This is a genomic window from Streptomyces sp. col6, from assembly GCF_008042035.1.
GTDB lineage: Bacteria > Actinomycetota > Actinomycetes > Streptomycetales > Streptomycetaceae > Streptomyces.
In genome coordinates this window covers 274,397-298,221 of record NZ_RDBL01000006.1, presented here as the reverse complement: position 1 = coordinate 298,221, position 23,825 = coordinate 274,397, and the positions used below count along the sequence as shown (strand labels likewise).

The 23,825-nt window shown below is 71.4% G+C and carries 23 protein-coding genes; 9 read left to right on the top strand and 14 right to left on the bottom strand.

The window, feature by feature from the left end:
• Positions 1-892 precede the first annotated feature (892 nt).
• From proC to EAO73_RS05280, 9 genes are all read right to left on the bottom strand, one after another.
• Positions 893-1,702 (bottom strand): pyrroline-5-carboxylate reductase, encoded by an 810-nt coding sequence (gene proC, locus EAO73_RS05320; RefSeq protein WP_147970314.1) that lies wholly within the window; start codon positions 1,700-1,702, stop codon positions 893-895.
• 74 nt (positions 1,703-1,776) lie between these two features.
• On the bottom strand, positions 1,777-2,553 hold the full coding sequence (locus EAO73_RS05315; protein ID WP_147970313.1) for an ABC transporter permease: 777 nt from the start codon (positions 2,551-2,553) through the stop codon (positions 1,777-1,779).
• Positions 2,550-3,317: an ABC transporter ATP-binding protein gene (locus EAO73_RS05310; RefSeq protein ID WP_147970312.1), complete on the bottom strand. Its 768-nt coding sequence runs from the start codon at positions 3,315-3,317 to the stop codon at positions 2,550-2,552. The genes EAO73_RS05315 and EAO73_RS05310 overlap by 4 nt, the downstream gene beginning before the upstream one ends.
• A 59-nt stretch (positions 3,318-3,376) precedes the next feature.
• Positions 3,377-4,168: a class I SAM-dependent methyltransferase gene (locus EAO73_RS05305; protein ID WP_147970311.1), complete on the bottom strand. Its 792-nt coding sequence runs from the start codon at positions 4,166-4,168 to the stop codon at positions 3,377-3,379.
• Between the two features lie 29 nt (positions 4,169-4,197).
• Positions 4,198-4,734, bottom strand: coding sequence for a hypothetical protein (locus EAO73_RS05300; protein ID WP_147970310.1), 537 nt, complete (start codon positions 4,732-4,734; stop codon positions 4,198-4,200).
• Positions 4,735-4,819: 85 nt separating this feature from the next.
• Positions 4,820-6,673: a dihydroxy-acid dehydratase gene (gene ilvD, locus EAO73_RS05295; RefSeq protein ID WP_147970309.1), complete on the bottom strand. Its 1,854-nt coding sequence runs from the start codon at positions 6,671-6,673 to the stop codon at positions 4,820-4,822.
• 206 nt (positions 6,674-6,879) lie between these two features.
• A complete protein-coding gene (locus tag EAO73_RS05290) occupies positions 6,880-7,503 on the bottom strand; it encodes a TetR family transcriptional regulator (RefSeq protein ID WP_147970308.1) in 624 nt (207 codons plus the stop codon).
• Positions 7,500-8,327 (bottom strand): sugar phosphate isomerase/epimerase family protein, encoded by an 828-nt coding sequence (locus EAO73_RS05285; protein WP_093708256.1) that lies wholly within the window; start codon positions 8,325-8,327, stop codon positions 7,500-7,502. Before EAO73_RS05285 ends, EAO73_RS05290 begins: the two co-directional genes overlap by 4 nt.
• A gap of 82 nt (positions 8,328-8,409) precedes the next feature.
• Entirely contained in the window at positions 8,410-9,393 is a 984-nt protein-coding gene (locus tag EAO73_RS05280; RefSeq protein ID WP_147970307.1) for a Ppx/GppA phosphatase family protein, read from the bottom strand.
• 140 nt (positions 9,394-9,533) lie between these two features.
• On the opposite strand from EAO73_RS05280, the gene EAO73_RS05275 reads away from it, so the two are divergent.
• Positions 9,534-10,310: a hypothetical protein gene (locus EAO73_RS05275; protein WP_412074579.1), complete on the top strand. Its 777-nt coding sequence runs from the start codon at positions 9,534-9,536 to the stop codon at positions 10,308-10,310.
• 13 nt (positions 10,311-10,323) lie between these two features.
• On the opposite strand, the gene EAO73_RS05270 is transcribed toward EAO73_RS05275, so the two are convergent.
• The gene (locus EAO73_RS05270; RefSeq protein WP_412074563.1) at positions 10,324-10,692 is read right to left on the bottom strand and encodes a hypothetical protein; all 369 of its coding nucleotides are present in this window, start codon (positions 10,690-10,692) and stop codon (positions 10,324-10,326) included.
• Between the two features lie 135 nt (positions 10,693-10,827).
• On the opposite strand from EAO73_RS05270, the gene radA reads away from it, so the two are divergent.
• Complete coding sequence (gene radA, locus EAO73_RS05265) at positions 10,828-12,240, top strand: DNA repair protein RadA (RefSeq protein ID WP_147970305.1); 1,413 nt, start codon at positions 10,828-10,830, stop codon at positions 12,238-12,240.
• A 124-nt stretch (positions 12,241-12,364) separates the two neighbouring features.
• Complete coding sequence (gene disA / locus EAO73_RS05260; RefSeq protein WP_026171409.1) at positions 12,365-13,489, top strand: DNA integrity scanning diadenylate cyclase DisA; 1,125 nt, start codon at positions 12,365-12,367, stop codon at positions 13,487-13,489.
• A gap of 90 nt (positions 13,490-13,579) precedes the next feature.
• Here disA and EAO73_RS05255 read toward each other — a convergent pair whose 3' ends face one another.
• The gene (locus EAO73_RS05255; protein ID WP_147971398.1) at positions 13,580-14,383 is read right to left on the bottom strand and encodes a hypothetical protein; all 804 of its coding nucleotides are present in this window, start codon (positions 14,381-14,383) and stop codon (positions 13,580-13,582) included.
• A 294-nt stretch (positions 14,384-14,677) separates the two neighbouring features.
• Here EAO73_RS05255 and EAO73_RS05250 point away from each other — a divergent pair, with 294 nt between their 5' ends.
• The 5 genes from EAO73_RS05250 (at position 14,678) to cseC (ending at position 19,225) form a co-directional block, all read left to right on the top strand.
• Positions 14,678-15,580, top strand: a complete 903-nt coding sequence (locus tag EAO73_RS05250) for an A/G-specific adenine glycosylase (protein WP_147970304.1) — start codon at positions 14,678-14,680, stop codon at positions 15,578-15,580.
• 316 nt (positions 15,581-15,896) lie between these two features.
• Positions 15,897-16,445, top strand: a complete 549-nt coding sequence (locus EAO73_RS05245; RefSeq protein WP_147970303.1) for a SigE family RNA polymerase sigma factor — start codon at positions 15,897-15,899, stop codon at positions 16,443-16,445.
• On the top strand, positions 16,433-17,161 hold the full coding sequence (locus EAO73_RS05240) for a hypothetical protein (RefSeq protein ID WP_147970302.1): 729 nt from the start codon (positions 16,433-16,435) through the stop codon (positions 17,159-17,161). The genes EAO73_RS05245 and EAO73_RS05240 overlap by 13 nt, the downstream gene beginning before the upstream one ends.
• A 10-nt stretch (positions 17,162-17,171) precedes the next feature.
• Positions 17,172-17,876 carry a two-component system response regulator CseB gene (gene cseB, locus EAO73_RS05235; RefSeq protein WP_147970301.1) on the top strand — a complete coding sequence of 235 codons (705 nt, stop codon included), beginning with the start codon at positions 17,172-17,174 and terminating at the stop codon, positions 17,874-17,876.
• Positions 17,873-19,225: a two-component system sensor histidine kinase CseC gene (gene cseC / locus EAO73_RS05230; protein WP_147970300.1), complete on the top strand. Its 1,353-nt coding sequence runs from the start codon at positions 17,873-17,875 to the stop codon at positions 19,223-19,225. The genes cseB and cseC overlap by 4 nt, the downstream gene beginning before the upstream one ends.
• A 58-nt stretch (positions 19,226-19,283) precedes the next feature.
• On the opposite strand, the gene EAO73_RS05225 is transcribed toward cseC, so the two are convergent.
• A complete protein-coding gene (locus EAO73_RS05225; RefSeq protein ID WP_147970299.1) occupies positions 19,284-20,867 on the bottom strand; it encodes an MDR family MFS transporter in 1,584 nt (527 codons plus the stop codon).
• Between the two features lie 125 nt (positions 20,868-20,992).
• On the opposite strand from EAO73_RS05225, the gene EAO73_RS05220 reads away from it, so the two are divergent.
• Complete coding sequence (locus EAO73_RS05220) at positions 20,993-21,577, top strand: TetR/AcrR family transcriptional regulator (RefSeq protein WP_018520490.1); 585 nt, start codon at positions 20,993-20,995, stop codon at positions 21,575-21,577.
• A gap of 23 nt (positions 21,578-21,600) precedes the next feature.
• Here the strand turns inward: EAO73_RS05220 and EAO73_RS05215 are convergent, their stop codons facing one another.
• Entirely contained in the window at positions 21,601-22,326 is a 726-nt protein-coding gene (locus EAO73_RS05215) for a M23 family metallopeptidase (RefSeq protein ID WP_191133944.1), read from the bottom strand.
• Positions 22,327-22,743: 417 nt separating this feature from the next.
• On the bottom strand, positions 22,744-23,825 hold a 1,082-nt coding region (locus EAO73_RS05210), incomplete at its 5' end, for a PQQ-binding-like beta-propeller repeat protein (RefSeq protein WP_147971396.1).

Below are 23,825 nucleotides of genomic sequence, written 5' to 3'. Positions count from 1 at the left end.
TCAACCTTCCTCCAGGAGGAGGAAAGTATTATCCGGTATTAGACCCCGTTTCCAGGGCTTGTCCCAGAGTGAAGGGCAGATTGCCCACGTGTTACTCACCCGTTCGCCACTAATCCACCCCGAAGGGCTTCATCGTTCGACTTGCATGTGTTAAGCACGCCGCCAGCGTTCGTCCTGAGCCAGGATCAAACTCTCCGTGAATGTTTTCCCGTAATCGGGGAACACATCACGAGAGCGGAACAACAAAGGCCGGAATAAGACCTGTTGTCCACTGCGTCCTCGCTGTGTTTTTGCCTGCCCAGTCAATGACTCGGCAGGGCTTTCAAAGGAACCACCAACCTGCCGAAGCAGGCCGGGGTATCAACATATCTGGCGTTGACTTTTGGCACGCTGTTGAGTTCTCAAGGAACGGACGCTTCCTTTGTACTCACCCTCTCGGGCTTTCCTCCGGGCGCTTCCCTTCGGTCTTGCGTTTCCGACTCTATCAGACTCTTTCGTGTCCGATTCCCGGTCGAAGCGGGTTTCGCTTTCCAGTTCTTCGCTTTCGCGTTTCCCTTTCCGGCGAGTCCGACTCTATCAGATCCTTTCGGGCCTGATTCCCAGTCAGCGGGGCTTGTCCTCCCGGCCGTTGGGCCGTTCCGACGAGTGAGACATTAGCGGAATCCTGGGCCCCGACGCCAATCGGGGTCGCGCTCTTTCGAACGCGGATTCCTCATTTCGCATAAGCGCACGCCGAGACATGCGACAGCTGTCGCGTGCTCGTTGTGTTTCTTGCGGAATGGCTGTCCGGGGACCGACCGGGGTCGGCGCTCACGTCGGACAACTCGGAGCACACTACGGATCGGGAGGGGGCGTGTCAACCCCGGGGTTGACCGGGGCCGACGCATGGGTGTCAGCCGTTGCCGGAGGCCAGTTCGCGGCTGCGGTCGCGGGCCGCTTCCAGGGCGGCGATGAGGGCCGCGCGTACGCCGTGGTTCTCCAGTTCGCGGATGGCGCTGATGGTGGTGCCGGCCGGGCTGGTCACGGCCTCGCGGAGCTTGACCGGGTGCTCGCCGCTGTCCCGGAGCATCACTGCGGCGCCGATCGCGGCCTGGACGATGAGGTCGTGGGCCTGGGCGCGCGGCAGGCCGAGGAGGATGCCGGCGTCCGTCATCGCCTCGACGAGGAAGTAGAAGTACGCGGGGCCCGAGCCGGAAAGGGCGGTGGCCGCGTCCTGCTGGGACTCCGGGACGCGCAGGGTCTTGCCGACCCCCTTGAAGATGGTGTCCGCCGAGGCGAGGTGCTCGCCGGTGGCGTGGCTGCCCCCCGAGATGACGGACATGCCCTCGTCGACCAGGACCGGGGTGTTCGGCATGACGCGGACCACCGGGGTGCCGGCGGCGAGGCGTTCCTCGATGAAGGCGGTCGTGATGCCGGCGGCCGCGCTGATGACCAGGCGGTCGGCGGTAAGGTGCGGTGCCAGCTCGTCCAGGAGGCGGCCCATGTCCTGGGGCTTGACCGCGAGGATGAGGATGTCGGCCCGCTCGGCCGCCTCCGCGTTGGTGACCGCGTCCACGCCGTAGCGGTCGCGCAGTTCGGCGGCCCGGTCCGAACGGCGGGTGGTGACCAGCAGGTTCGACGGGCGCCAGCCCGCCCGGATCATCCCGCTGAGCAGGGCCTCGCCGATCTTGCCGGTGCCGAGGACTGCAACTGTCTGGGTCATGCCGTTCACCCTCCGGGCGGTGCTCGATGTGCGCGGTGCTCCGTGCTCGTCGGCGCCATCTTCGCACCGCCCCGTCAGGCGGTGCGGCGGCGGAGGGTGGCCGCGCCGAGGGCCAGCACGAGCAGGGCGCAGCCCGCCACGACGAGGATGTCCCGCACGAAGTCGCCGGTGATGTCGGTGTGGTGGAGGACCTCGTTCATGCCATCCACGGCGTACGACATCGGCAGCACGTCCGAGACGGCTTCCAGGGCCGGGGCCATCTGGTCGCGCGGGATGAAGAGGCCGCAGAGGAGCAGCTGCGGGAAGATCACCGCGGGCATGAACTGGACGGCCTGGAACTCGGAGGCCGCGAACGCCGAGACGAAGAGCCCCAGTGCCGTGCCGAGCAGCGCGTCGAGCACGGCGACCAGGAGCAGCAGCCAGGGCGAGCCCATGACGTCCAGGCCGAGCGCCCACACCGACAGGCCGGTGGCCAGGAGCGACTGGAGGACGGCGACGGCGCCGAAGGCGAGTGCGTATCCGGCGATGAGGTCGCCCTTGCCGAGCGGCATGGCGAGCAGGCGTTCCAGGGTCCCGGAGGTGCGCTCGCGCAGGGTGGCGATCGAGGTCACCAGGAACATCGTGATCAGCGGGAAGATGCCGAGCAGCGAGGCCCCGATGGAGTCGAAAGTCTGCGGGCTGCCGTCGAAGACGTACCGCAGCAGGGTGATCAGGAGGACCGGGACCAGCAGGAGCAGTCCGACCGTGCGGGGGTCGTGGGCGAGCTGGCGCAGGACGCGGGCGGCGGTGGCGAGGGTGCGGGCCGGGCTGAGGGGTGCGGTGCTTGCGGCGGTGGCGGCTGGGGTGCTCATCGGGCGTTCTCCTTGCGGGTGGCGGCCGCGTCGACCAGGTGGAGGAAAGCCGCTTCGACGGTGTCGGTGCCGGCGGCGGTGCGCAGGGCCTCGGGGGTGTCGTCGGCGAGGATTCCGCCCTCGCGCATCAGGAGCAGGCGGTGGCAGCGCTCGGCCTCGTCCATGACATGCGAGGAGATGAGGAGCGTGGTGCCGCGTTCTGCGGCGAGGGCGTGGAACAGCTGCCACAGGTCGCGGCGCAGGACCGGGTCCAGGCCGACGGTCGGTTCGTCGAGGACGAGCAGGTCGGGGGTGCCGAGGAGGGCGACGGCGAGCGAGACGCGGGTGCGCTGGCCGCCGGAGAGATTGCCGGCGAGGGCGTCCTCGTGGCTGGTCAGGTCGACCTCGGTGAGCGCGCGGGTGACGGCGGCGTGGCGGGCGTCGCGGTGGGCGCGGCCCGGCTGGAGGATCGCCGCGAAGTAGTCGAGGTTCTGCCGGACGGTGAGGTCGGTGTAGACGGAGGGCGCCTGGGTGACGTACCCGACGCGGGGGCGGAGGGAGGGGTGGCCGGCGGGGCTGCCGAGCACCTGGAGGGTGCCGGTGACCTTGGCCTGGGTGCCGACGACGGCACGCATGAGGGTGGATTTGCCGCAGCCGGAGGGGCCGAGGAGGCCGGTGATCCTGCCGGGTTCGACGGTGAAGTCGAGGTTGTCCAGGACCGTGCGGCTGCCTCGTTGGACGGTGAGGCCACGGGCCTCGACGGCGACGCCCGAAGAATTCATCATGTGATGAATATTGACTCCGCGGGGCGCCGCCGTCAAGGGAGGGGGCCGGGTCCTCCGGCTCAGCGCACGGCCGCGTGCAGCTCGACGACGTACGCCTCCTCGACCGTGCCGTCGGGGAACTCCTCCAGGAGCCGGCCGCGCTCCTCGGCGAGGAAGCCCCGGGCCGCGTCGTCGTCGAGGGTCAGGAACGCGGAGTGGCTGCCGAGGTTGTCGAGATGGGTGGCGAGGGGGACGCGCCGGGTCCACGGGACGCGGCGGTGCGTGAAGTCGAGGTCCGGCGGCAGGCCGCGGTCCTGGACGGCCGAGCCGTGGCCGGCGCCGCGGGCCAGTTCGACCGGCTCGACGCCGAAGAACCGGACGAGCCGTTCCGCCTGGGCGCCGAGCCACGGGACCGTGCTGTCCGCGACGTTCCACCAGAGGGCGAGCGTGCCGCCCGGCCGCAGGACGCGCCGGACCTCGGCGCCCGAGCGGGCGTGGTCGGTCCAGTGCCAGGACTGGGCGTACGTGATCAGATCGGCCGAGGCGGCCGCGAACGGGAGCAGGTTGCCGTCGCCCCGCACGACCGGGACGTCCGGGAGGCCCCGGCGCAGCTGGGCGGCCATGCCGGGCCCCGGTTCGACGGCGACGACGCGGGCGCCCCGGTCGAGGAGGCAGCGGGTCGAGATGCCGGTGCCCGCCCCCACGTCCAGGGTGCGGGCTCCGCGCAGGGGGCGTCCGGCCATGTCCTCGACGGCGTCGAACAGCGCGTCCGGATAGCCGGGGCGGGCGGCGGCATACTGGGCGGCGGCCCGGTCGAAGGAAAGGGCGCGCGAGGGGCCCGGGGTCGCGTCCGGTGAGTGTGTCGTGGTCATGCGGCCATCGTGCCCCCGGACCGGATGCGTCAGCCGCGGCGGCCCTTCTTCTTGCGGGCGGCGGGGTTGCCGGTGCGGGCCGAGCGGCGCTTCGCGTACCGGGCCATGGCTTCCTCGTACTCCGTGCGCCGCAGCTTCTCGCCGGGTGCCTCGGTGAACGTACGGAAGAAGTACGCGAGCAGCGAGCCGACGAAGCCGATGGCCTTCAGTCCGCGCAGGGTCTCCTCGCGGGCCGGGTCGGCGGGGCGGCTGTCGAAGCCCTCCCAGGTCTTGCGGAAGGCGACCGCGCTGCAGATGGCGAACATCGCGACGACCAGCACACCGACGAAGCTGCCGATGTCGGCGATCTCCAGGCCCTGGTAGGCGAAGCGGAGGACGAAGCAGGCGGCGACGGCCGCGGCGAGCGAGCCGACGGCGGCTCCGGCACGGCGCAGGCCGTAGTGGCCGTCGTGGGCGACCCAGGTGGTGCCGAAGAAGCGGAGGGGCTCGGGCTGCGGGCCCTGCGGGGTCGCGGGCTCGGACGGGCCGGGGGCCGCGCCGTCGGGGGTCTCGCTGTTCTCGCTCACGGGGCCGATTATCCCGCAGTCGGTGCGCGGGCCCGCCGGACATGCGTACGGCCCCCGCGGATCGCGGGGGCCGTACGGCACCGGGTCAGCCCAGCTTCGAGACGTCGCGGACGGCGCCGCGGTCCGCGCTCGTCGCCATCGCCGCGTACGCGCGCAGTGCCGCCGAGACCTTGCGGTCGCGGTTCTTCGGCGCGTACACGCCGTTCAGCGCCTCGCGGCGGCCGGCCAGCTCGTCCTCGGGGACCAGCAGTTCGATCGAGCGGTTCGGGATGTCGATCCGGATGCGGTCGCCGTCCTCGACGAGCGCGATCGCGCCGCCGGAGGCCGCCTCGGGCGAGGCGTGGCCGATGGACAGGCCCGACGTACCGCCGGAGAAGCGGCCGTCCGTGATCAGGGCGCAGGTCTTGCCGAGGCCGCGGCCCTTCAGGTACGAGGTCGGGTAGAGCATCTCCTGCATGCCGGGGCCGCCCTTGGGGCCCTCGTAGCGGATCACGACGACGTCGCCCTCGTTGACCTGCTGGGTGAGGATCTTCTGGACGGCCTCCTCCTGCGACTCGCAGACGACGGCCGGGCCCTCGAAGGTCCAGATGGACTCGTCGACACCCGCCGTCTTCACGACGCAGCCGTCCACGGCCAGGTTGCCGCGCAGAACCGCGAGGCCGCCGTCCTTGGAGTAGGCGTGCTCCACGGAGCGGATGCAGCCGCTCTCGGCGTCCTGGTCCAGGGTGTCCCAGCGCTCGGACTGGGAGAACGCCTCCGCCGACCGCACGCAGCCGGGAGCGGCGTGCCACAGCTCGACCGCCTCCGGGGCCGGGGAGCCGCCGCGCACGTCCCAGGTCTTCAGCCAGTCGGCCAGCGACGGGCTGTGCACGGAGTGCACGTCCTCGTTGAGCAGGCCCGCGCGGTGCAGTTCGCCGAGGAGGGCCGGGATGCCGCCGGCGCGGTGCACGTCCTCCATGTAGTACGTGCGGTTCTTGCCGACGTTGGGGGCGACCTTGGCCAGGCACGGGACGCGGCGCGACAGGGCGTCCATCTCGGTCAGGCCGTAGGGGACGCCCGCCTCCTGGGCGGCGGCCAGGAGGTGCAGGATCGTGTTGGTGGAGCCGCCCATCGCGATGTCGAGCGCCATGGCGTTCCCGAAGGCGGCGGCCGTGGCGATGTTGCGGGGCAGGACCGATGCGTCGTCCTGCTCGTAGTAGCGGCGGGTCAGGTCCAGCACCGTGCGGGCGGCGTCCTCGTACAGCGCCTTGCGCGCGGTGTGGGTGGCCAGGACCGATCCGTTGCCGGGGAGGGAGAGGCCGATGGCCTCGGTCAGGCAGTTCATCGAGTTGGCGGTGAACATGCCGGAACAGGAACCGCAGGTGGGACAGGCGTTCTCCTCGATGCGGAGGATGTCCTCGTCGGAGATCTTGTCGTTGACCGCCTCCGACATCGCGTCGACCAGGTCGAGCGTGCGCACCGTGCCGTCGACCAGCGTGGCGCGGCCCGACTCCATCGGGCCGCCGGAGACGAAGACGGTCGGGATGTTCAGGCGCAGGGCCGCGTTGAGCATGCCCGGGGTGATCTTGTCGCAGTTGGAGATGCAGATCAGGGCATCGGCGCAGTGCGCCTCGACCATGTACTCCACGCTGTCCGCGATGAGGTCGCGGGAGGGGAGGCTGTAGAGCATGCCGCCGTGGCCCATGGCGATGCCGTCGTCCACGGCGATCGTGTTGAACTCGCGCGGGATGCCTCCGGCGGCGACGACCGCCTCGCTGACGATCCGGCCGACGGGGGCCAGGTGCGTGTGGCCCGGCACGAACTCCGTGAAGCTGTTGGCGACAGCGATGATCGGCTTCCGGCCGATGTCCGCGCCGGGTACCCCGGAGGCGCGCATAAGGGCGCGGGCGCCCGCCATGTTGCGGCCGTGGGTGACTGTGCGGGACCTCAGCGTGGGCATCGTCTTTCGCTCCTTCTGCGTTGAAGACTGCTCTTGAGCGTACGCCGTCGGTGCCAGGATGTGGACCGGGTGTCCGCTATGCGGAAGCCTTGGGGTGGGCGGCGGCGCCTGCGGCGGGCCTGTTCCCCACCCCGCCCCTTCCCGWAACCGGGGCGCTGCCCCGGGCCCCGCTCCTCAAGCGCCGGAGGGGCTGGGAGGTGAGTGCCTCAGACGTCCGGCTCCGTCAGGTACCGCTGGAGCGTCGGGGCCACCATCGCCACGATCTTCTCCGGCGGCGCGGACGCCAACGGCTCGGCCTTCAGCACGTACCGCACTATCGCGATCCCCACCATGTGCGACGCGGCCAGCTCCGCGCGGAACGTCGCGTCCGGGACCTCCAGGCTCGCCGCCACGCGCTCCAGCAGGCGGCGCAGGACGAAGCTCCGGAGGACCGTGGCCGCGGCCTCGTGCGTGAGGGCGGAGCGGAGTACGGCGAGGAGGGGGGCCCGGGTCGCCGGGTTCTCCCAGATCGCGATGAAGGCGCGGGCCAGGCGTTCGCCCACGTCCCCCGGGTCGCCCTCCAAGACCGCCGGGACCAGCAGGGCGGGCTCGAAGGACAGCTCGATCGCGGCGGCGAAGACCTCGTCCTTCGTACCGAAGTAGTGGTGGACCAGCGCGGAGTCCACGCCGGCCGCGCGGGCGATGCCTCGGACCGAGGTCTTGTCGTAGCCGCGCTCGGAGAACTCCGTGCGGGCGGCCTCCAGGATGCGGGTGCGCGCGTCGGGGCCGGTGTCCGACGCCGTACGGGCGGGGCGGCCCCGGCGCCTGGGGGCCGGTGCGTCCTGGGTCATGAGCGGGGGGCGCGCTCGGCGGACGAGGCGAGGTGGAGCCGGGTGAAGGCCAGGGCCTCGGCGAGGTCGGCCTCGCGTTCGGCGGTGGACATCGCGCGGCGGGTGTTGACCTCGATGACCACGTGCCCGTCGAAGCCGGAACCGGCCAGCCGCTCAAGCAGCTCGGCGCACGGCTGGTCGCCCCGGCCGGGCACCAGGTGCTCGTCCTTGTTGGAGCCCTTGCCGTCGGCCAGGTGGACGTGGGCCAGCCGGTCGCCCATCCGGTCGACCATGGCGAGACCGTCCGTGCGGGCGGTCGCGGTGTGCGACAGGTCCACCGTGAAGTGGCGGTAGTCGTCGTTGGTGACGTCCCAGTCGGGGGCGTACGCGAGCATCTCGCGGTCCCGGTAGCGCCACGGGTACATGTTCTCGACGGCGAACCGGACGTCCGTCTCGTCGGCCATCCGCCAGATCCCGGTGACGAAGTCGCGGGCGTAGTTGCGCTGCCACCGGAACGGCGGGTGCACGACGACCGTGGACGCGCCGAGCTTCTCGGCGGCGGCGCGCGCCCGCTGGAGCTTGACCCACGGGTCGGTGGACCAGACCCGCTGGGTGATCAGCAGACAGGGGGCGTGCACGGCGAGTATCGGCACCTGGTGGTAGTCGGAGAGCCGGCGCAAGGCCTCGATGTCCTGGCTGACCGGGTCGGTCCAGACCATGACCTCGACGCCGTCGTAGCCGAGGCGCGCGGCGATCTCGAAGGCCGTCGCCGTCGACTCCGGATAGACCGAGGCCGTCGACAGGGCGACCTTCGCATCCGGGACGCGCACCACTGGTTCTGCCACGCAGACAGGGTACGGGCAGTGGTGGGCCCCGCCCGAGGGAGTGCGGCGGAAAGTGAGAAGGGCCGCACCGGCCGCCGGGCGCTCAGTCCAGGACGGTTTCCCTGCCGGACGGCGCCCGGTCGAGGGCCGCTTCCCCGCCCGAGGGCAGGTGGTCCAGGCGGCGCAGGATCACGCCCTCGCGCAGCGCCCAGGGGCAGATCTCCAGCTCGTCGACGTCCAGCAGGTCCATCGCGCCCTCCGCGACCAGCGCCCCGGCCAGCAGCTGCGCGGAGCGGCCCTCGGAGACGCCGGGCAGGGTGCCGCGCTCCTCCACCGTCATCGCGGCCAGCTTCGGCACCCACTCCTCCAGCGCCTTGCGGCTGAGGGTGCGCTGTACGTACTGGCCCTCGGCGGAACGTGCCGCGCCCGCGATCCTGGCGAGCTGCTTGAACGTCTTGGAGGTGGCCACCACATGGTCCGGGCGGCCGATGCGGGCGAAGTCGCCGACGCTGCGGGCGATGCGCGCCCGTACGTGCCGGCGCAGCGCCTTGACCTCCGCCGGGTCCGGCGGGTCGCCCGGCAGCCAGCCGGCGGTGAGGCGCCCGGCGCCCAGCGGCAGGGACACGGCGACGGCGGGTTCCTCGTCCATGCCGTACGCGATCTCCAGCGAGCCGCCGCCGATGTCCAGGACCAGCAGCTTCCCCGCCGACCAGCCGTACCAGCGGCGGGCGGCGAGGAAGGTGAGCCGGGCCTCCTCCGTGCCGCTGAGGACCGTGAGGTCGACGCCCGTCTCCTCCCGTACCCGCTCCAGCACCTGGTCGGCGTTGCTCGCCTCGCGTACCGCGGAGGTGGCGAAGGCGAGGACGTCCTCGCAGCCCTTGTCCTCGGCGGCTTCGAGCGCGCCGGCGATCGTGCCGACCAGCCGGTCCACGCCGAGCGGGCCGATCGCCCCGTCCTCGTCGAGGAGTTCGGCCAGGCGCAGCTCGGCCTTGTGCGAGTGCGCGGGCAGGGGGCGTGCGCCGGGGTGCGCGTCGACCACCAGCAGATGAACCGTGTTCGACCCCACGTCGAGGACTCCGAGTCTCATACCGAGAACGCTACTGCCGGTGGCGGACTTACCCTGGGCGCGTGCCAAAGACGAAAAAGGCGAAGCCGGGCAAAGCCTCGAAGAAGCGGAACGTAGAACCGGACGTTCCGCAGGACATCAAGCACGTGGAGAAGGTGGAGATGCACACGCCGGCGACGGCGGAGCCAGATCCCTCCGACGAGACGGGCCTCGACTTCCCGCGCGCCTGGGTGGAGTTCCCCGATCCCGCCGACGACGAGCAGGTCTTCCGCTGCGACCTGACCTGGCTGACGTCCAGGTGGACCTGCATCTTCGGCAGCGGCTGCCAGGGCATCCAGGCGGGCCGCGCGGACGACGGCTGCTGCACGCTGGGCGCGCATTTCTCGGACGAGGACGACGAGAAGCGGGTGGCCGGTCATGTCGCGCGCCTCACGCCGGAGCTGTGGCAGTTCCACGACGTGGGTACGGAGACGGGCTGGACCCAGACCGACGAGGACGGGGACCGCCAGACGCGGCGCTGGCAGGGCTCGTGCATCTTCCAGAACCGGCCGGGCTTCCCCGCCGGGGCCGGCTGCTCGCTGCACATCCTGGCGCTGCGGGAGGGCCGGGAGCCGCTGGAGACCAAGCCGGACGTGTGCTGGCAGCTGCCCGTGCGGCGCACGTACGAGTGGATCGACCGGCCCGACGACACGCGGGTGCTCCAGGTGTCGATCGGTGAGTACGACCGGCGGGGGTGGGGTCCGGGCGGGCACGACCTGCACTGGTGGTGCACCTCGGCGACCTCGGCGCACGGCGCCGGCGACCCGGTGTACGTCTCGTACCGGCCGGAGCTGATCGAGCTGATGGGCAAGGAGGGGTACGAGGCGCTGACCGAGCTGTGCGAGCAGCGGCTCGCCTCGCTGCTGCCGATGGCCCCGCACCCGGCGGACCCGGCGTAGCGCCGTTCCACGGTCAGTCCGCCCGGGGCGGGGTGCTCGGGCCCTTCGGCGTGTCGGGGCGGCGGTGGGCGCGGCGGCCCTGCTTCTGCTCGGTGAGCCGGCGCAGACAGGTCCACCGGGCCAGCGCGTACAGCCAGGTCCTGCGCTCCTCCTCGTCGGCCGGGCAGCGGCCGCCCTGCCGTTCGGCCAGGGCCAGCACGCCGCCGAGCGCCTCGGTGGCGGCGTCGTGGTCGCACAGGACGGAGAGGCAGTAGGTGAAGAGGCCGTCGAGATGCGGCTCGTAACGGGCGGGCGGCTGCTTCGGCGACAAGTGGGGGGCGCGGTGCTGTCCCCGGTGTGCGCCGGGGGTGTTCGCGGGGATCTCCAGCCTGCTGCTCGTCACCTTGCGACCGTAGGCAGGGCGGGGCTCACCCCTGGCACTCCTTGAGTAGATTTAACCCTTTCGGGTGAACGTATCGCGCGATAAAGGACAGGAGTTCCCCGGCTCGCTGTCCGACCCCACCTATACGGTGGCGCCATGGCTGCCCGTACGAAATCCGCGAAGGACCGGCCGTCCTACCGCTGCACCGAATGCGGCTGGACCACCGCGAAGTGGCTCGGCCGTTGCCCCGAGTGCCAGGCGTGGGGGACGGTCGAGGAGTTCGGCGGCGCCCCCGCCGTCCGGACCACGGCGGCGGGCCGCGTCTCCACCGCCGCGCTGCCCATCGGCCAGGTCGACAGCCGGCAGGCGACCGCCCGCCCCACCGGGGTGAGCGAGCTGGACCGGGTGCTGGGCGGCGGTCTGGTGCCCGGTGCCGTCGTGCTGCTCGCGGGCGAGCCGGGCGTCGGGAAGTCCACGCTGCTGCTCGACGTCGCGGCGAAGGCGGCGACCGACGAGCACCGCACGCTGTATGTGACGGGCGAGGAGTCCGCGTCCCAGGTCCGGATGCGGGCCGACCGCATCCGGGCGATCAGCGACCACCTGTATCTGGCGGCCGAGACCGACCTGTCGGCGGTGCTCGCCCACCTCGACGCGGTGAAGCCCTCGCTGCTGATCCTGGACTCGGTGCAGACCGTGGCCTCGCCGGAGATCGAGGGCGCGCCGGGCGGGATGGCGCAGGTCCGCGAGGTCGCCGGGGCGCTGATCCGGGCCTCCAAGGAGCGCGGGATGTCGACGCTGCTCGTGGGCCACGTCACGAAGGAGGGCGCGATCGCCGGGCCCAGGCTCCTGGAGCACCTGGTGGACGTGGTGCTGTCGTTCGAGGGCGACCGCCATGCCCGGCTGCGCCTGGTGCGCGGGGTCAAGAACCGGTACGGGGCGACCGACGAGGTCGGCTGCTTCGAGCTGCACGACGAGGGCATCACCGGGCTCGCCGATCCGTCCGGGCTGTTCCTGACGCGGCGCGACGAGCCGGTGCCGGGCACCTGTCTGACCGTGACCCTGGAGGGCAAGCGGCCCCTGGTCGCGGAGGTGCAGGCGCTCACGGTGGACTCCCAGATCCCCTCGCCCCGGCGCACGACGTCGGGCCTGGAGACCTCCCGGGTGTCGATGATGCTCGCGGTCCTGGAGCAGCGCGGCCGGATCAGCTCGCTGGGCAAGCGGGACATCTACAGCGCGACGGTGGGCGGCGTGAAGCTGTCCGAGCCTGCCGCGGACCTGGCCATCGCGCTGGCGCTGGCAAGCGCGGCGAGCGACACACCGCTGCCGAAGAACCTGGTGGCGATCGGCGAGGTGGGCCTCGCGGGCGAGGTCAGACGGGTCACGGGGGTGCAGCGCCGGCTGGCCGAGGCGCACCGGCTGGGCTTCACGCACGCCCTGGTCCCGACCGATCCGGGCAAGGTCCCGGCCGGTATGAAGGTCACGGAAGTGGCCGACATGGGCGACGCGCTCAGGGCACTCCCGCGCCGGTCCCGTGCACAGGCCCCCCAGGAGGAGGGCGCACGCCGGTAGACTTTGCCCTGGTCTCGCCCGCCCGTACGAACGGTACGAGGGACGTAGGGTCCTTCGATTGGATCCGGCCTGCTCCTGAGCGACAGGCCCGAGGGCACCGCAAACCTGTGACCGGAGGAGTGCAGTGGCAGCCAGCGACCGGGCAGCATCGCCCGGAAAGTCCGGCCAAACCACCGGTAACGAGGCGCTGATGCGCGCCTCGTTGAGCGCCGTCGCGCCCGGTATGGCCCTGCGGGACGGCCTGGAGCGCATTCTCCGCGGCAACACCGGGGGTCTGATCGTGCTCGGCATGGACAAGACCGTCGAATCGATGTGTACCGGCGGCTTCGTGCTGGACGTGGAGTTCACCGCGACCCGGCTGCGGGAGCTGGCCAAGCTCGACGGGGCCCTGATCCTCGACAAGGACATGACGAAGATCCTGCGGGCCGGTGTGCAGCTGGTCCCGGACGCGTCGATCCCCACCGAGGAGACCGGCACCCGGCACCGCACGGCGGACCGGGTCTCCAAGCAGTGCAATTTCCCGGTCGTCTCGGTCTCCCAGTCGATGCGCCTGATCGCGCTGTACGTGAACGGGGAGCGCCGGGTCCTGGAGGAGTCGGCGGCGATCCTGTCCCGCGCCAACCAGGCGCTCGCGACGCTGGAGCGGTACAAGCTGCGGCTCGACGAGGTCGCCGGGACGCTCTCCGCGCTGGAGATCGAGGACCTGGTGACCGTCCGGGACGTGACGGCGGTGGCCCAGCGCCTGGAGATGGTCCGCCGGATCGCGACGGAGATCGCGGAGTACGTGGTGGAGCTGGGCACCGACGGCCGGCTGCTGTCGCTCCAGCTGGACGAGCTGATCGCGGGCGTGGAGCCGGAGCGCGAGCTGGTCGTGCGGGACTACGTGCCGGAGCCGACCGCGAAGCGTTCGCGCACGGTGGCGGAGGCGCTGACCGAGCTGGACTCGCTGACCCACACGGAGCTGCTCGAACTCCCGGTGGTGGCACGGGCGCTGGGCTACAGCGGATCGCCGGAGACGCTGGACTCGGCGGTGTCGCCGCGCGGTTTCCGGCTGCTGGCGAAGGTGCCGCGGCTGCCCGGTGCGATCATCGACCGGCTCGTGGAGCACTTCGGCGGTCTGCAGAAGCTGCTCGCGGCGAGCGTGGACGATCTCCAGACGGTGGACGGGGTCGGCGAGGCGCGGGCGCGCAGCGTGCGCGAGGGGCTGTCCCGGCTGGCGGAGTCGTCGATCCTCGAACGGTACGTGTAGGCGGCCGGCCCCCGCGCCGCTCCCCCGCGACCGGGTCCGGCCGCGGGCTCGGTCCTCCGCGGCCGGCCCTTCCGGCTCGGTCGTTCCGGCTCAGTCCTTCGCGAGGACGAACGAGGCGCGCTGCACCGGCTCGCCCGGAGCCTTGGCCTCCACGAGGTACGTGCCCGGCCCGGCCTTCCCCGCGGGCGGCGTCGCGCACTTGGGCGCGCTCCTGCCCCGGTCCCACTGCACGGTGTGCACGACGGTCGTCCCGGCGGGCACTTCGAGCAGCACGGCCGCCGGCTTGCGCGGGCAGTCCTTGGACGACCACACCTCGTCGTCGTCCCCGCCCGCCTCGGTGACGGTGAACACGGCGCTTTTCGGCCCGAAGTCGGCCTTGCAGGCGGTGGACGAGGTGTTCGTGGCGAACAGCCGGAACTTCGGCTTCTCGTCGGGCGCGTAGCTGAGTTCGGTCTTCAGGGTCAGCCGGATCGCACCCGGGGTGCAGTCGGGGAGCGAGGACCCGGCCGGTACCGGCCGTCCCGCCGCCACTCCGCCCGAACCGGAAGCGGAACCCGAACCGGTGTCCTGGCCACCGCCGTTGGAGTCCGTCGAACCGGAGCCGCCGCCCGTACCGGTGGAGCTGCCGGCGGAACCGCCGTCCGCACCACCGTTCTTGTCGCCGTCGCCGTCGCCGCCGCCGGAGCCGTCCGACTCGCCGCTCCCGCCGGGCTGTTCACTGATCGCGGGACCGGAACCGGAAGGTCCGGGCGTGATCGAATCGGCGGGACCGGAGGGCGCCTTGGAGTCGTCGTGGTCCCCGCCCTTGCCGCCACCGGAGGTGACGGCCCATGCGATCAGCACCGCGAGCAGTGCCACCAGGGCCGCCGCGACCGCCCTCCGTCGCCAGTAGATGCTGGAGGGTAGCGGACCGATCGGATTGCGCAGAGATCCCACGGCGCAAACTGTACGAGAGATCCGGACCAACTCCCGCCCCACCCGCCGCCTTGGCCCCCAAGTTTTCCGGATCATCATTCTGCGAAGGCCAGTTCGGCCGTCGGCCGCGCCCGATCTGACGCTGTGCGATGAAACGTTTACGCATGGTCAACTCTCTCGGGCGGCCGGAAAACGGCCCATCGGCCAGTTGCCGCAACGGCTCGCGGGGCGTGGGGCCACTTCCCGGAACGCCGTGTCAGGATCGATGGTGCGATGACTGCCACGACTGCGACCCAGACGCCCCCCTCCTCCCTCCACACCCCCGTCATCGGGTGGTTCGAGCAGCACGCCCGCGATCTGCCCTGGCGCCGCCCCGAAGCGGGTGCCTGGGGTGTGATGGTGAGCGAGTTCATGCTGCAGCAGACCCCCGTCAGCCGGGTCCTGCCCGTGTACGAGCAGTGGCTCGCCCGCTGGCCGCGCCCCGCCGACCTCGCGGCCGAGCCGCCCGGCGAGGCGGTCCGCGCCTGGGGCCGGCTCGGCTACCCGCGCCGGGCCCTGCGCCTGCACGGGGCCGCCCAGGCGATAACGGAACGCCACGGCGGCGACGTACCGAGCGAGCACGCGCAGCTGCTCGCCCTGCCCGGCATCGGCGAGTACACGGCGGCGGCCGTGGCCTCGTTCGCGTACCGGCAGCGGCACGCCGTCCTCGACACCAATGTCCGCCGGGTCTTCGCCCGTGCCGCGACCGGCATCCAGTACCCGCCGAACGCGACCACCGCCGCCGAACGCCGGCTCGCCCGGGAGCTGCTGCCCGACGAGGACGAACGGGCGGCCCGCTGGGCGGCGGCCACGATGGAGCTGGGCGCCCTCGTCTGCACCGCGAAGAACGAGGACTGCTCGCGCTGCCCGATCGCGGAGCAGTGCGTCTGGCGGCTCGCCGGGAAGCCCGCGCACCAGGGGCCGCCGCGCCGGGGCCAGACCTACGCCGGCACGGACCGGCAGGTGCGCGGCCGGCTCCTCGCCGTGCTGCGCGACGCGGTCGGCCCGGTCCCGCAGTCGGCGCTCGACCTGGTGTGGGACGAGCCGGTGCAGCGGGCCCGCGCACTGGACGGCCTGGTCTCCGACGGACTGGTCGAACCACTGTCCGGCGGCCGCTACCGGCTGCCGCTGACCTGACGGACCGGGTCCGGCCCTCTTCGTAACAAAGGAGCGACCGGGCCCGTCCCGCTTCGTAACAACCACGGACAGGGCCCGTCCGCCTCGTGACAATGACGGGGCGGACGGGCCCTTTCGCGTCCGGCGCGGGGTCCTTTGTCCGGTCTCCTCCCCCCTCTGTTACACAACCGATGGACAGCCGTGCGCCCGCCTACGGCTGCTCCGCACAGCCCCGTGACAACCGCTCCGTAGCGTCTGCGACGTCGGGCCGCACGACCAGCGGCCGGCGGCGGTACGAGCGGTACTACGGGGTTTCACGGGGATGGAGGCGGTTGTCATGGCGCAGAGCGAGGTGCTCGGCTTCGAGGAGTACGTACGGACCCGGCAGGAGGCGCTGCTGCGCAGTGCGCGCCGCCTCGTCCCGGACCCCGTGGACGCCCAGGACCTGCTGCAGACCGCGCTGGCCCGCACCTACGGCCGCTGGGACCGCATCGAGGACAAGTCCCTCGCCGACGCCTACCTGCGACGCGTCATGATCAACACCCGCACCGAGTGGTGGCGGGCCCGCAAGCTCGACGAGGTGCCCACCGAGCAGCTGCCCGACGCCAGCATCGAGGACGGCACCGAGCAGCGCGCCGACCGCGCCCTGCTGATGGACATCCTGGGCGTGCTGGCTCCCAAGCAGCGCAGTGTCGTCGTCCTGCGACACTGGGAGCAGATGAGCACGGAGGAGACGGCGGCGGCGCTCGGCATGTCGGCCGGTACGGTGAAGAGCACGCTGCACCGTGCGCTGGCGCGGCTGCGCCAGGAGCTGGAGAACAGGGAAGCGGCGAGCCGGGAGGCCCGGGTCGCCGAGGAGCGGGGGCGGGAGCGGTGCGCGGCCTGACAGGCAGCGGTGACGAGGAGACCGTCACCGGCGATACGGGCGGGGGAACGGCCGGCAGGGGCAACAGACGCCTGCTGACCGGCTGGGCGGCGAGCAGTGCGGCAATGGCCGGGCTCGCCGTCTTCGGCCTGTTCGCCGTCAGCTGCTCCACGGGAGGCACGGGCACCCGGGACGAGGGCCCGGCGGGCGCCGAGCCGGTCGTCCGGATCACCCCGAGCGCGACGGCCGCGTCCACGGCGAAGCCAGCGCCCCGGGTGGACGCCGTGGCACTGCTCAAGGCGGACCCGAAGGTGAGCGGGCGGGTCCGGATGGATCTGAAGCCGTGCAGCGGCGACGAGTACCCGGTGGACACCTCGTACGGGAAGCTGACCCGCGGCTCGTCGTCGGACGTCGTGGTGAACGTGATGACCTGCGGCGATTCGGTGGGCGTCGGCACCTATGTGTACCGGCCGCGCACCGACGGCACGTACGAGAACGTCTTCACCGTCGAGCAGCCCGCCGTCTACGGCACCATCGACCGGGGGGACCTGGTGGTGACGACCCAGGTGTACGGGAAGAAGGACTCGGTCGCCTACCCCTCGGGCGAGGAAGTGATCACCTACCACTGGGCGAGCGGCCGGTTCGGCGAGGTGGACCGGGTGCAGAACGACTTCAACCGAGCCGTGGGCGCGGGCGACGGAGACCTCCCCGAGCCCACCGAACCGTCGAGGAACTGAGAGCCTTCCGATGGCCGAGACCCATGTGCTGTTCGTCGAGGACGACGACGTCATCCGCGAGGCCACCCAGCTGGCGCTGGAGCGGGACGGCTTCGCGGTCACCGCGGTGCCCGACGGGCTGACCGGCCTGGAGGCGTTCCGGGCGAAGCGCCCCGACATCGCGCTGCTCGACGTGATGGTCCCCGGCCTGGACGGAGTCAGCCTCTGCCGCCGCATCCGGGACGAGTCCACGGTCCCCGTGATCATGCTGTCGGCGCGCGCCGACTCGATCGACGTGGTCCTCGGGCTGGAGGCCGGCGCCGACGACTACGTCACCAAGCCCTTCGACGGGGCTGTCCTGGTCGCCCGGATCAGGGCCGTGCTGCGCCGCTTCGGCCATGCGTCGGGCGGCCGGGCCGGCGGCGGGCAGCCGGAGCCCGCGGCCGAGGGCGGGGTGCTGGTCTTCGGGGACCTGGAGGTCGACACCGAGGGCATGGAGGTCCGCAGGGGCGGCACGCAGGTGGGGCTGACCCCGACCGAGATGCGGCTGCTGCTGGAGTTCTCGTCGGCGCCCGGCACCGTGCTCTCCCGCGACAAGCTCCTGGAGCGGGTCTGGGACTACGGCTGGGGCGGCGACACCCGGGTCGTGGACGTCCATGTGCAGCGGCTGCGGACGAAGATCGGCCAGGACCGCATCGAGACGGTCCGCGGCTTCGGCTACAAGCTCCGCGGATGAGACGGCCCGCGCTGCGGACGGGCGTCCGCTGGAAGATCAGCATCGCGATCGCGGCGGTCGGCGCGCTGATCGCGGTCGCACTGAGCCTCGTCGTGCACAACGCGGCCCGTGTCTCGATGCTGGAGAACGCCCGCGAGGTCCAGCTGGAACGGCTGACGTACGCGCAGCTGCTCTACGAGGCGAAGAAGACGAAGAAGGCCGATCCCCGGTTCGGGGCGAAGCTCAACGACCCGTCGATGCCGCAGAGCCTGCGCCAGGAGACCCGGCGCAACCGCCGCGCCACCCATGTCGAGGACTCCGGCGGGGTGCCCGACGTCTGGGCGGCCGTGCCGGTGGGCAACGGGAACGTCCTGTCGCTGCACACCCGCTTCGCGGACCGCTCGACCACGATCATGGGCGACCTGGACCGGGCCCTGATCATCGGTTCGGTCTCGGTGGTCCTCGGCGGCTCCGCACTGGGTGTGCTGATCGGCGGCCAGCTCTCGCGCCGGCTGCGCAAGGCGGCGACGGCGGCGGGCAAGGTCGCCCAGGGCAACACGGACGTCCGGGTCAGGGACGCGGTCGGCGGTGTCGTACGGGACGAGACCGATGAGCTGGCCGGTGCGGTGGACGCGCTGACCGACGCGCTGAACGAGCGGATCGAGGCGGAGCGGCGGGTCACCGCGGACATCGCGCACGAGCTGCGCACCCCCGTGACCGGGCTGCTCACGGCGGCCGAGCTGCTGCCGCCGGGCCGCCCCACGGAGCTGGTGCGCGACCGGGCCCAGGCGATGCGCACCCTGGTCGAGGACGTGCTGGAGGTGGCCCGGCTGGACAGCGCGTCGGAGCGGGCCGAGCTCCAGGAGATCGCGCTCGGCGAGTTCGTCAGCCGCCGGGTGGCGCTGCTGGACCCGGAGGTACGGGTGCAGGTGGTCCACGAGTCCTGGGTGAGCACCGATCCGCGCCGCCTCGAACGCATCCTGGGCAATCTGCTGGGCAACGCGGCCAAGCACGGGTCGACCCCGGTGGAGGTCACGGTCGAGGGGCGGGTGGTCCGGGTCCGCGACCACGGGTCCGGTTTCCCGGCGGCGCTGCTGAAGGAGGGGCCGAGCCGGTTCCGTACCGGGTCGACGGACCGGGCGGGGCACGGGCACGGTCTCGGGCTGACCATCGCGGCCGGGCAGGCGCGGGTGCTGGGGGCCCGGCTGACCTTCCGCAACGCGGCGCCCGAGGGCGCGGCGGAGGGCAGCGGCGGCGCGGTCGCGGTGCTGTGGCTGCCCGAACACGCGCCGACGGACACGGGCAGCTATCCGATGCTCCAGTTCGCGGAGCAGCGGAGTCCGGAGCGGGGTGCCGGGAAGAGGGTGTGACAGGGCGAGGGCCCCGGGACGGTGTCGTCCCGGGGCCCTCGCGTACCTCCGTGGCCGGTCAGATCTCCGCGACCGCCGGGGCGGCCTTGGCGTCCGGTCCGGCGCCCCGCAGCGGGACCTCCTTGACGAACAGGGAGGCGACAACCGCGACCAGGCCGACGGACGCGCCGACCAGGAAGGCGATGTGCGTACCGGAGGACACCGCGTACTCGTACGCCTCGCGCACCGGCACCGGCAGCTTGGCCAGGCTCGCCGCGTCCAGCTGGGCGGAGTGCGAGGTGGCCGCGCCGCCGCCGCGGGCCGCCATCTCGTCCTGGACCCTGCCGGTGAACAGCGCGCCCATGATGGCGACGCCGAAGGAGCTGCCGAGCGTACGGAAGAGGGTGGTGGACGAGGAGGCGACGCCCATGTCCTTCAGCTCGACGCTGTTCTGCGCGACGAGCATCGTGATCTGCATCAGGAAGCCCATGCCGGCGCCGAGCACCGCCATGTACAGCCCCGAGGTGAAGCGGGTGGTGCCGGTGTCCATCTGCGCGAGCAGGAAGAGGCCGACGACCATCAGGATCGAGCCCACGATGGGGAAGATCTTGTACTTGCCGGTGCTGGTGGTGACACGGCCCGCGACGAGCGAGACGACCATCATGGACAGCAGCATCGGCAGGAGCAGCAGCCCGGAGTTGGTCGCGGAGGCGCCCTGGACGGACTGCTGGTACAGCGGCAGGAAGAGCACCGCGCCGAACATCACGAATCCGGCCATGAAGCCGACCACGGACATGAGCGTGAAGTTCAGGTTGCGGAAGATGTGGAGCGGGATGATCGGCTCTGCGGCCTTCGTCTCGACGAAGAGGAAGCCGGCCAGCGCGGCGACGCCGATCGCGATGAGCTCCATGATGACCGCGGAGTTCCAGTCGTACTCGGAACCGCCCCAGGTGGTGACCAGCACGATCGCGGTGATGCCGACGGTGAGCAGCGCGGCGCCGAGGTAGTCGACGTTCCGCTTGGTCCGCTCGCGCCGGGGCAGGTGCAGGACCGTGGTGATCATGATCAGGGCGACGGCGCCCAGCGGCAGATTGATGTAGAAGCTCCAGCGCCAGCCGAGGTGGTCGGTGATGGTGCCGCCGACCAGCGGGCCGCCGATCATGGCGATGGCCATCACGCCGGCCATCATGCCCTGGTACTTGCCGCGCTCGCGGGGCGGCACGAGGTCGCCGATGATCGCCATGACGCCGACCATCAGGCCGCCGGCGCCGAGGCCCTGGACGGCCCGGAAGCCGATGAGCTGGCCCATGTCCTGGGCCATGCCGCTGAGGACCGAGCCGATCAGGAAGATCACGATGGACGTGAGGAAGATGCCCTTGCGCCCGTACATGTCGCCGAGCTTGCCCCAGATGGGGGTGGAGGCGGCGGTGGCCAGGGTGTAGGCGGTGACGACCCACGAGAGGTGTTCGAGGCCGCCGAGGTCACCGACGATGGTCGGCATCGCGGTGCCGACGATCAGGTTGTCGAGCATCGCCAGCAGCATGGCGATCATCAGGGCGAGGACCACCACCCGGACGCTGCGCTCCGGCGGAGCTGATGGTTCCGCCTTCGTGGCCGGTGGGCCGTCCGCCTTCCCGTCGGCCGTCTTGATCAGGTCCGCCATCTTCCCCAACTCCCCAGTCACCCTGCTCACCGGGCCCTTACTTGCCGCCCGGCTAGTTGATTACACTGGAGGAAGGTAGCCCCGTAACTAGCCGGGCGTCAAGTAAGTTTTCTTGGGAGAGCAGCATGGGCAGCACGCCGCAGCCGCGCCGGGGCAACACCCGCCAGCGCATCCAGGACGTCGCCCTGGAGCTCTTCGCCGAACAGGGCTACGAGAAGACCTCACTGCGGGAGATCGCCGAGAAGCTGGATGTCACCAAGGCGGCGCTCTACTACCACTTCAAGACGAAGGAAGACATCCTCGTCTCCATCTTCGAGGACCTGAACCGGCCGGTGGAGGAGCTGATCGCCTGGGGCGAGAAGCAGCCCCGCACCCTGGAGACGAAGACGGAGCTGCTGCGCCGCTACAGCGACGCGATGGCCCACGCGGCCCCGCTCTTCCGCTTCATGCAGGAGAACCAGGCGACGGTACGGGACCTGAGCATCGGCGAGACCATCAAGCACCGGGTCCTGGGCCTGGTCGACCTGATCAAGGAACCCGACGCCCCGCTCACCGACCAGGTGCGGTGCTTCAGCGCGCTCTTCACCCTGCACGCCGGAATGCTCGCCCTGAAAGACGTCGACGGCGACCCCGAGGAGAAGCGCAAGGCCGCTCTCGAAGTCGCCGTCGAACTGGTCACCCGGGCCCATGACCCGGAAACCCCCCGGTAGCCGGGGGGCGGGGCACAGCCGGATCAGACGTTGATGCCGTGCTTGTGCAGGAAGTTGACCGGGTTGACCGCCGAACCGTAGTTCGGGGTGGTCCGGATCTCGAAGTGCAGGTGCGGGCCGCTGGAGTTGCCGGTGTTGCCGGACAGGGCGATCTTCTGGCCCTTCTTCACGTGCTGGCCGATGTGCACGTCGATCTTGGACAGGTGCGCGTACTGCGAGTACGTGCCGTTGCCGTGCGAGATCACGATGGCGTTGCCGTACGCGGGACCGTCGCCGCCGCCGTTCGGGCCGGCCTTCACGATGGTGCCGGTGTGGGCGGCCTCGACCTTGGTGCCGATCGGCACGGCGAAGTCCTGGCCGGAGTGCTTGTGCGCCCAGCGGCTGCCGTCGTTGCCGAAGCTCGCGCTCAGCTCGTACTTGTGGACCGGGGTCTCCCAGGGGAGCTTCGCGGCGCGCTTGGCGGCGGCCTTCTTCTTGGCGGCGGCCTTCTTCTTCGCGGCGGCGGCCTTCTTCTTGGCCTCCTCCGCCTTGTGCTTGGCGGCCTTGCCCTGCGCGGCCGCCTGCTGGGCGACCGAGTCGGCGGTGGACGCGGTCACCAGGTGCGAGGCCTGGGGGGCGTCCGCAGTGCCGGCCGCGAACGCCGCGCCCGCACCGAGAACCATCGATGTCCCCAGACCGGCTGCCACCACAGCGCCGCGAACACGGGACACGGACGGGCGGCGGGACTGGAACGTAACGCGCTTCGACATATGCGGAAATCCTCCGGAGATGACTGGACCCGGCGGTGTGCCGGGCTGGCCATACCTTGGTAACCCGCACCCCCACCGGTACTCAAACCCCCCATCTACGATCAAAAGCCGTAGAAAGCATCCCGGGAATTCGCCCGGAGGAGCCGGGCCCGAGCCCCTCCGGAAGACTCTCGAAAGTCCCCGCCGGAACAGGTTTAGGCCCAGTTCCAAACCGCCCACACCGGACATACGCCCCCTGTGTGGGCATACGGCACCCCACACGCCGAGGGCCCGTCCGCCGCAGGGCCGAAAGGCCCCCGACGGATCGGGCCCGTTGCTCCTAAGGCGACTAGTAGGCTCCGAATGGCCTGTGCGCCTTGTCACCGGCGGTGGGACCGAAGGCCGTCCGTTTCGGGACCTTCGGCCCGGTGCCGGCCGCTACCCGACGGGCAGCGCGGTCACCTTCTTGGCGTGCACCGCCACCACATGCTTGCCGCCCGAGGTCAGATACCAGCGGTCGATGTCGCCGGAACCGTCGTTGTACGTCCACAGCAGCTTGCCGTCGGCCGGGTCGAAAGCGTGGACGCCGCCGTTCTTGTCGAACTCGGTCGCCCCGTAGAGGACGTCTCCCACCTTGGCGAACTGCCACGGGGCGGCCACGTCCAGGCTTTCCTTGTTGTGCCAGTGGCGCTTCCCGGTCGCCGGATCGACCGCCCACAGGGCGTGCACGGTGTCGGAGACGTAGAGGACACCGTCCAGCACCGCCGGGTCGTTGAACCAGCTGTACTTCTCCGTCGCGAAGGACCAGCGCTCCGCACCGGTCTCCAGGTCGAAGGCGCGCATCCGCTCGCCGGTCGCGATGATGACGAGGCCCTCGTGGACCACGAAGCCGCGGTTGCTGGTGCGGCCGATCTTCTTCGTCCAGACCTGGTGGCCGGTCGCGGTGTCGCGGACCGTGAGGTTCTTGCGGAAGTCCGTGTAGACGAGGCGCTTGCCGGAGACCTGTGCGGTGAGCCCGTTCTCCTCGGTGCCGTGGTCGCGCTGCTCGCGCCAGACGACCTTGCCGGAGCCGGTGGAGATGGCGGCGATCACGTTGTCCGGAGTCCGGAAGTTCTTGTCCAGGATCCCCGCGACGACATAGACCTGGTCGGCGTCGGCGGCGATGACCCGGGGCTGGGAGTACTCCTTGTCGCCCAGCCGGCTGCGCCAGGCGTCCCGGCCGGTCTTCGGGTCGAGCCCGATGATGTTGCCGTCGTACTTGGCGCTGGCCAGATAGAGGGTGCCGTCGCCGATCAGCATGCTCGCGCCCGGGGTGGTGACCTCGGCGCGGGACCAGATCTCCTTGCCGGTGGTCAGGTCGCGGGCCACCAGGGGGTCACCGGAGACGAGCACCACGTCGTCGACCACGGCGACGGCGGATATCCAGGCCAGTCCGTCGAACGTCGTGGTGTGCTGCCAGGCGGGCTCCGGCTTCCCGCCCGGTGCGGGCGCCGCGCCCCCCGGCTTCTCCGAGCCCGCCY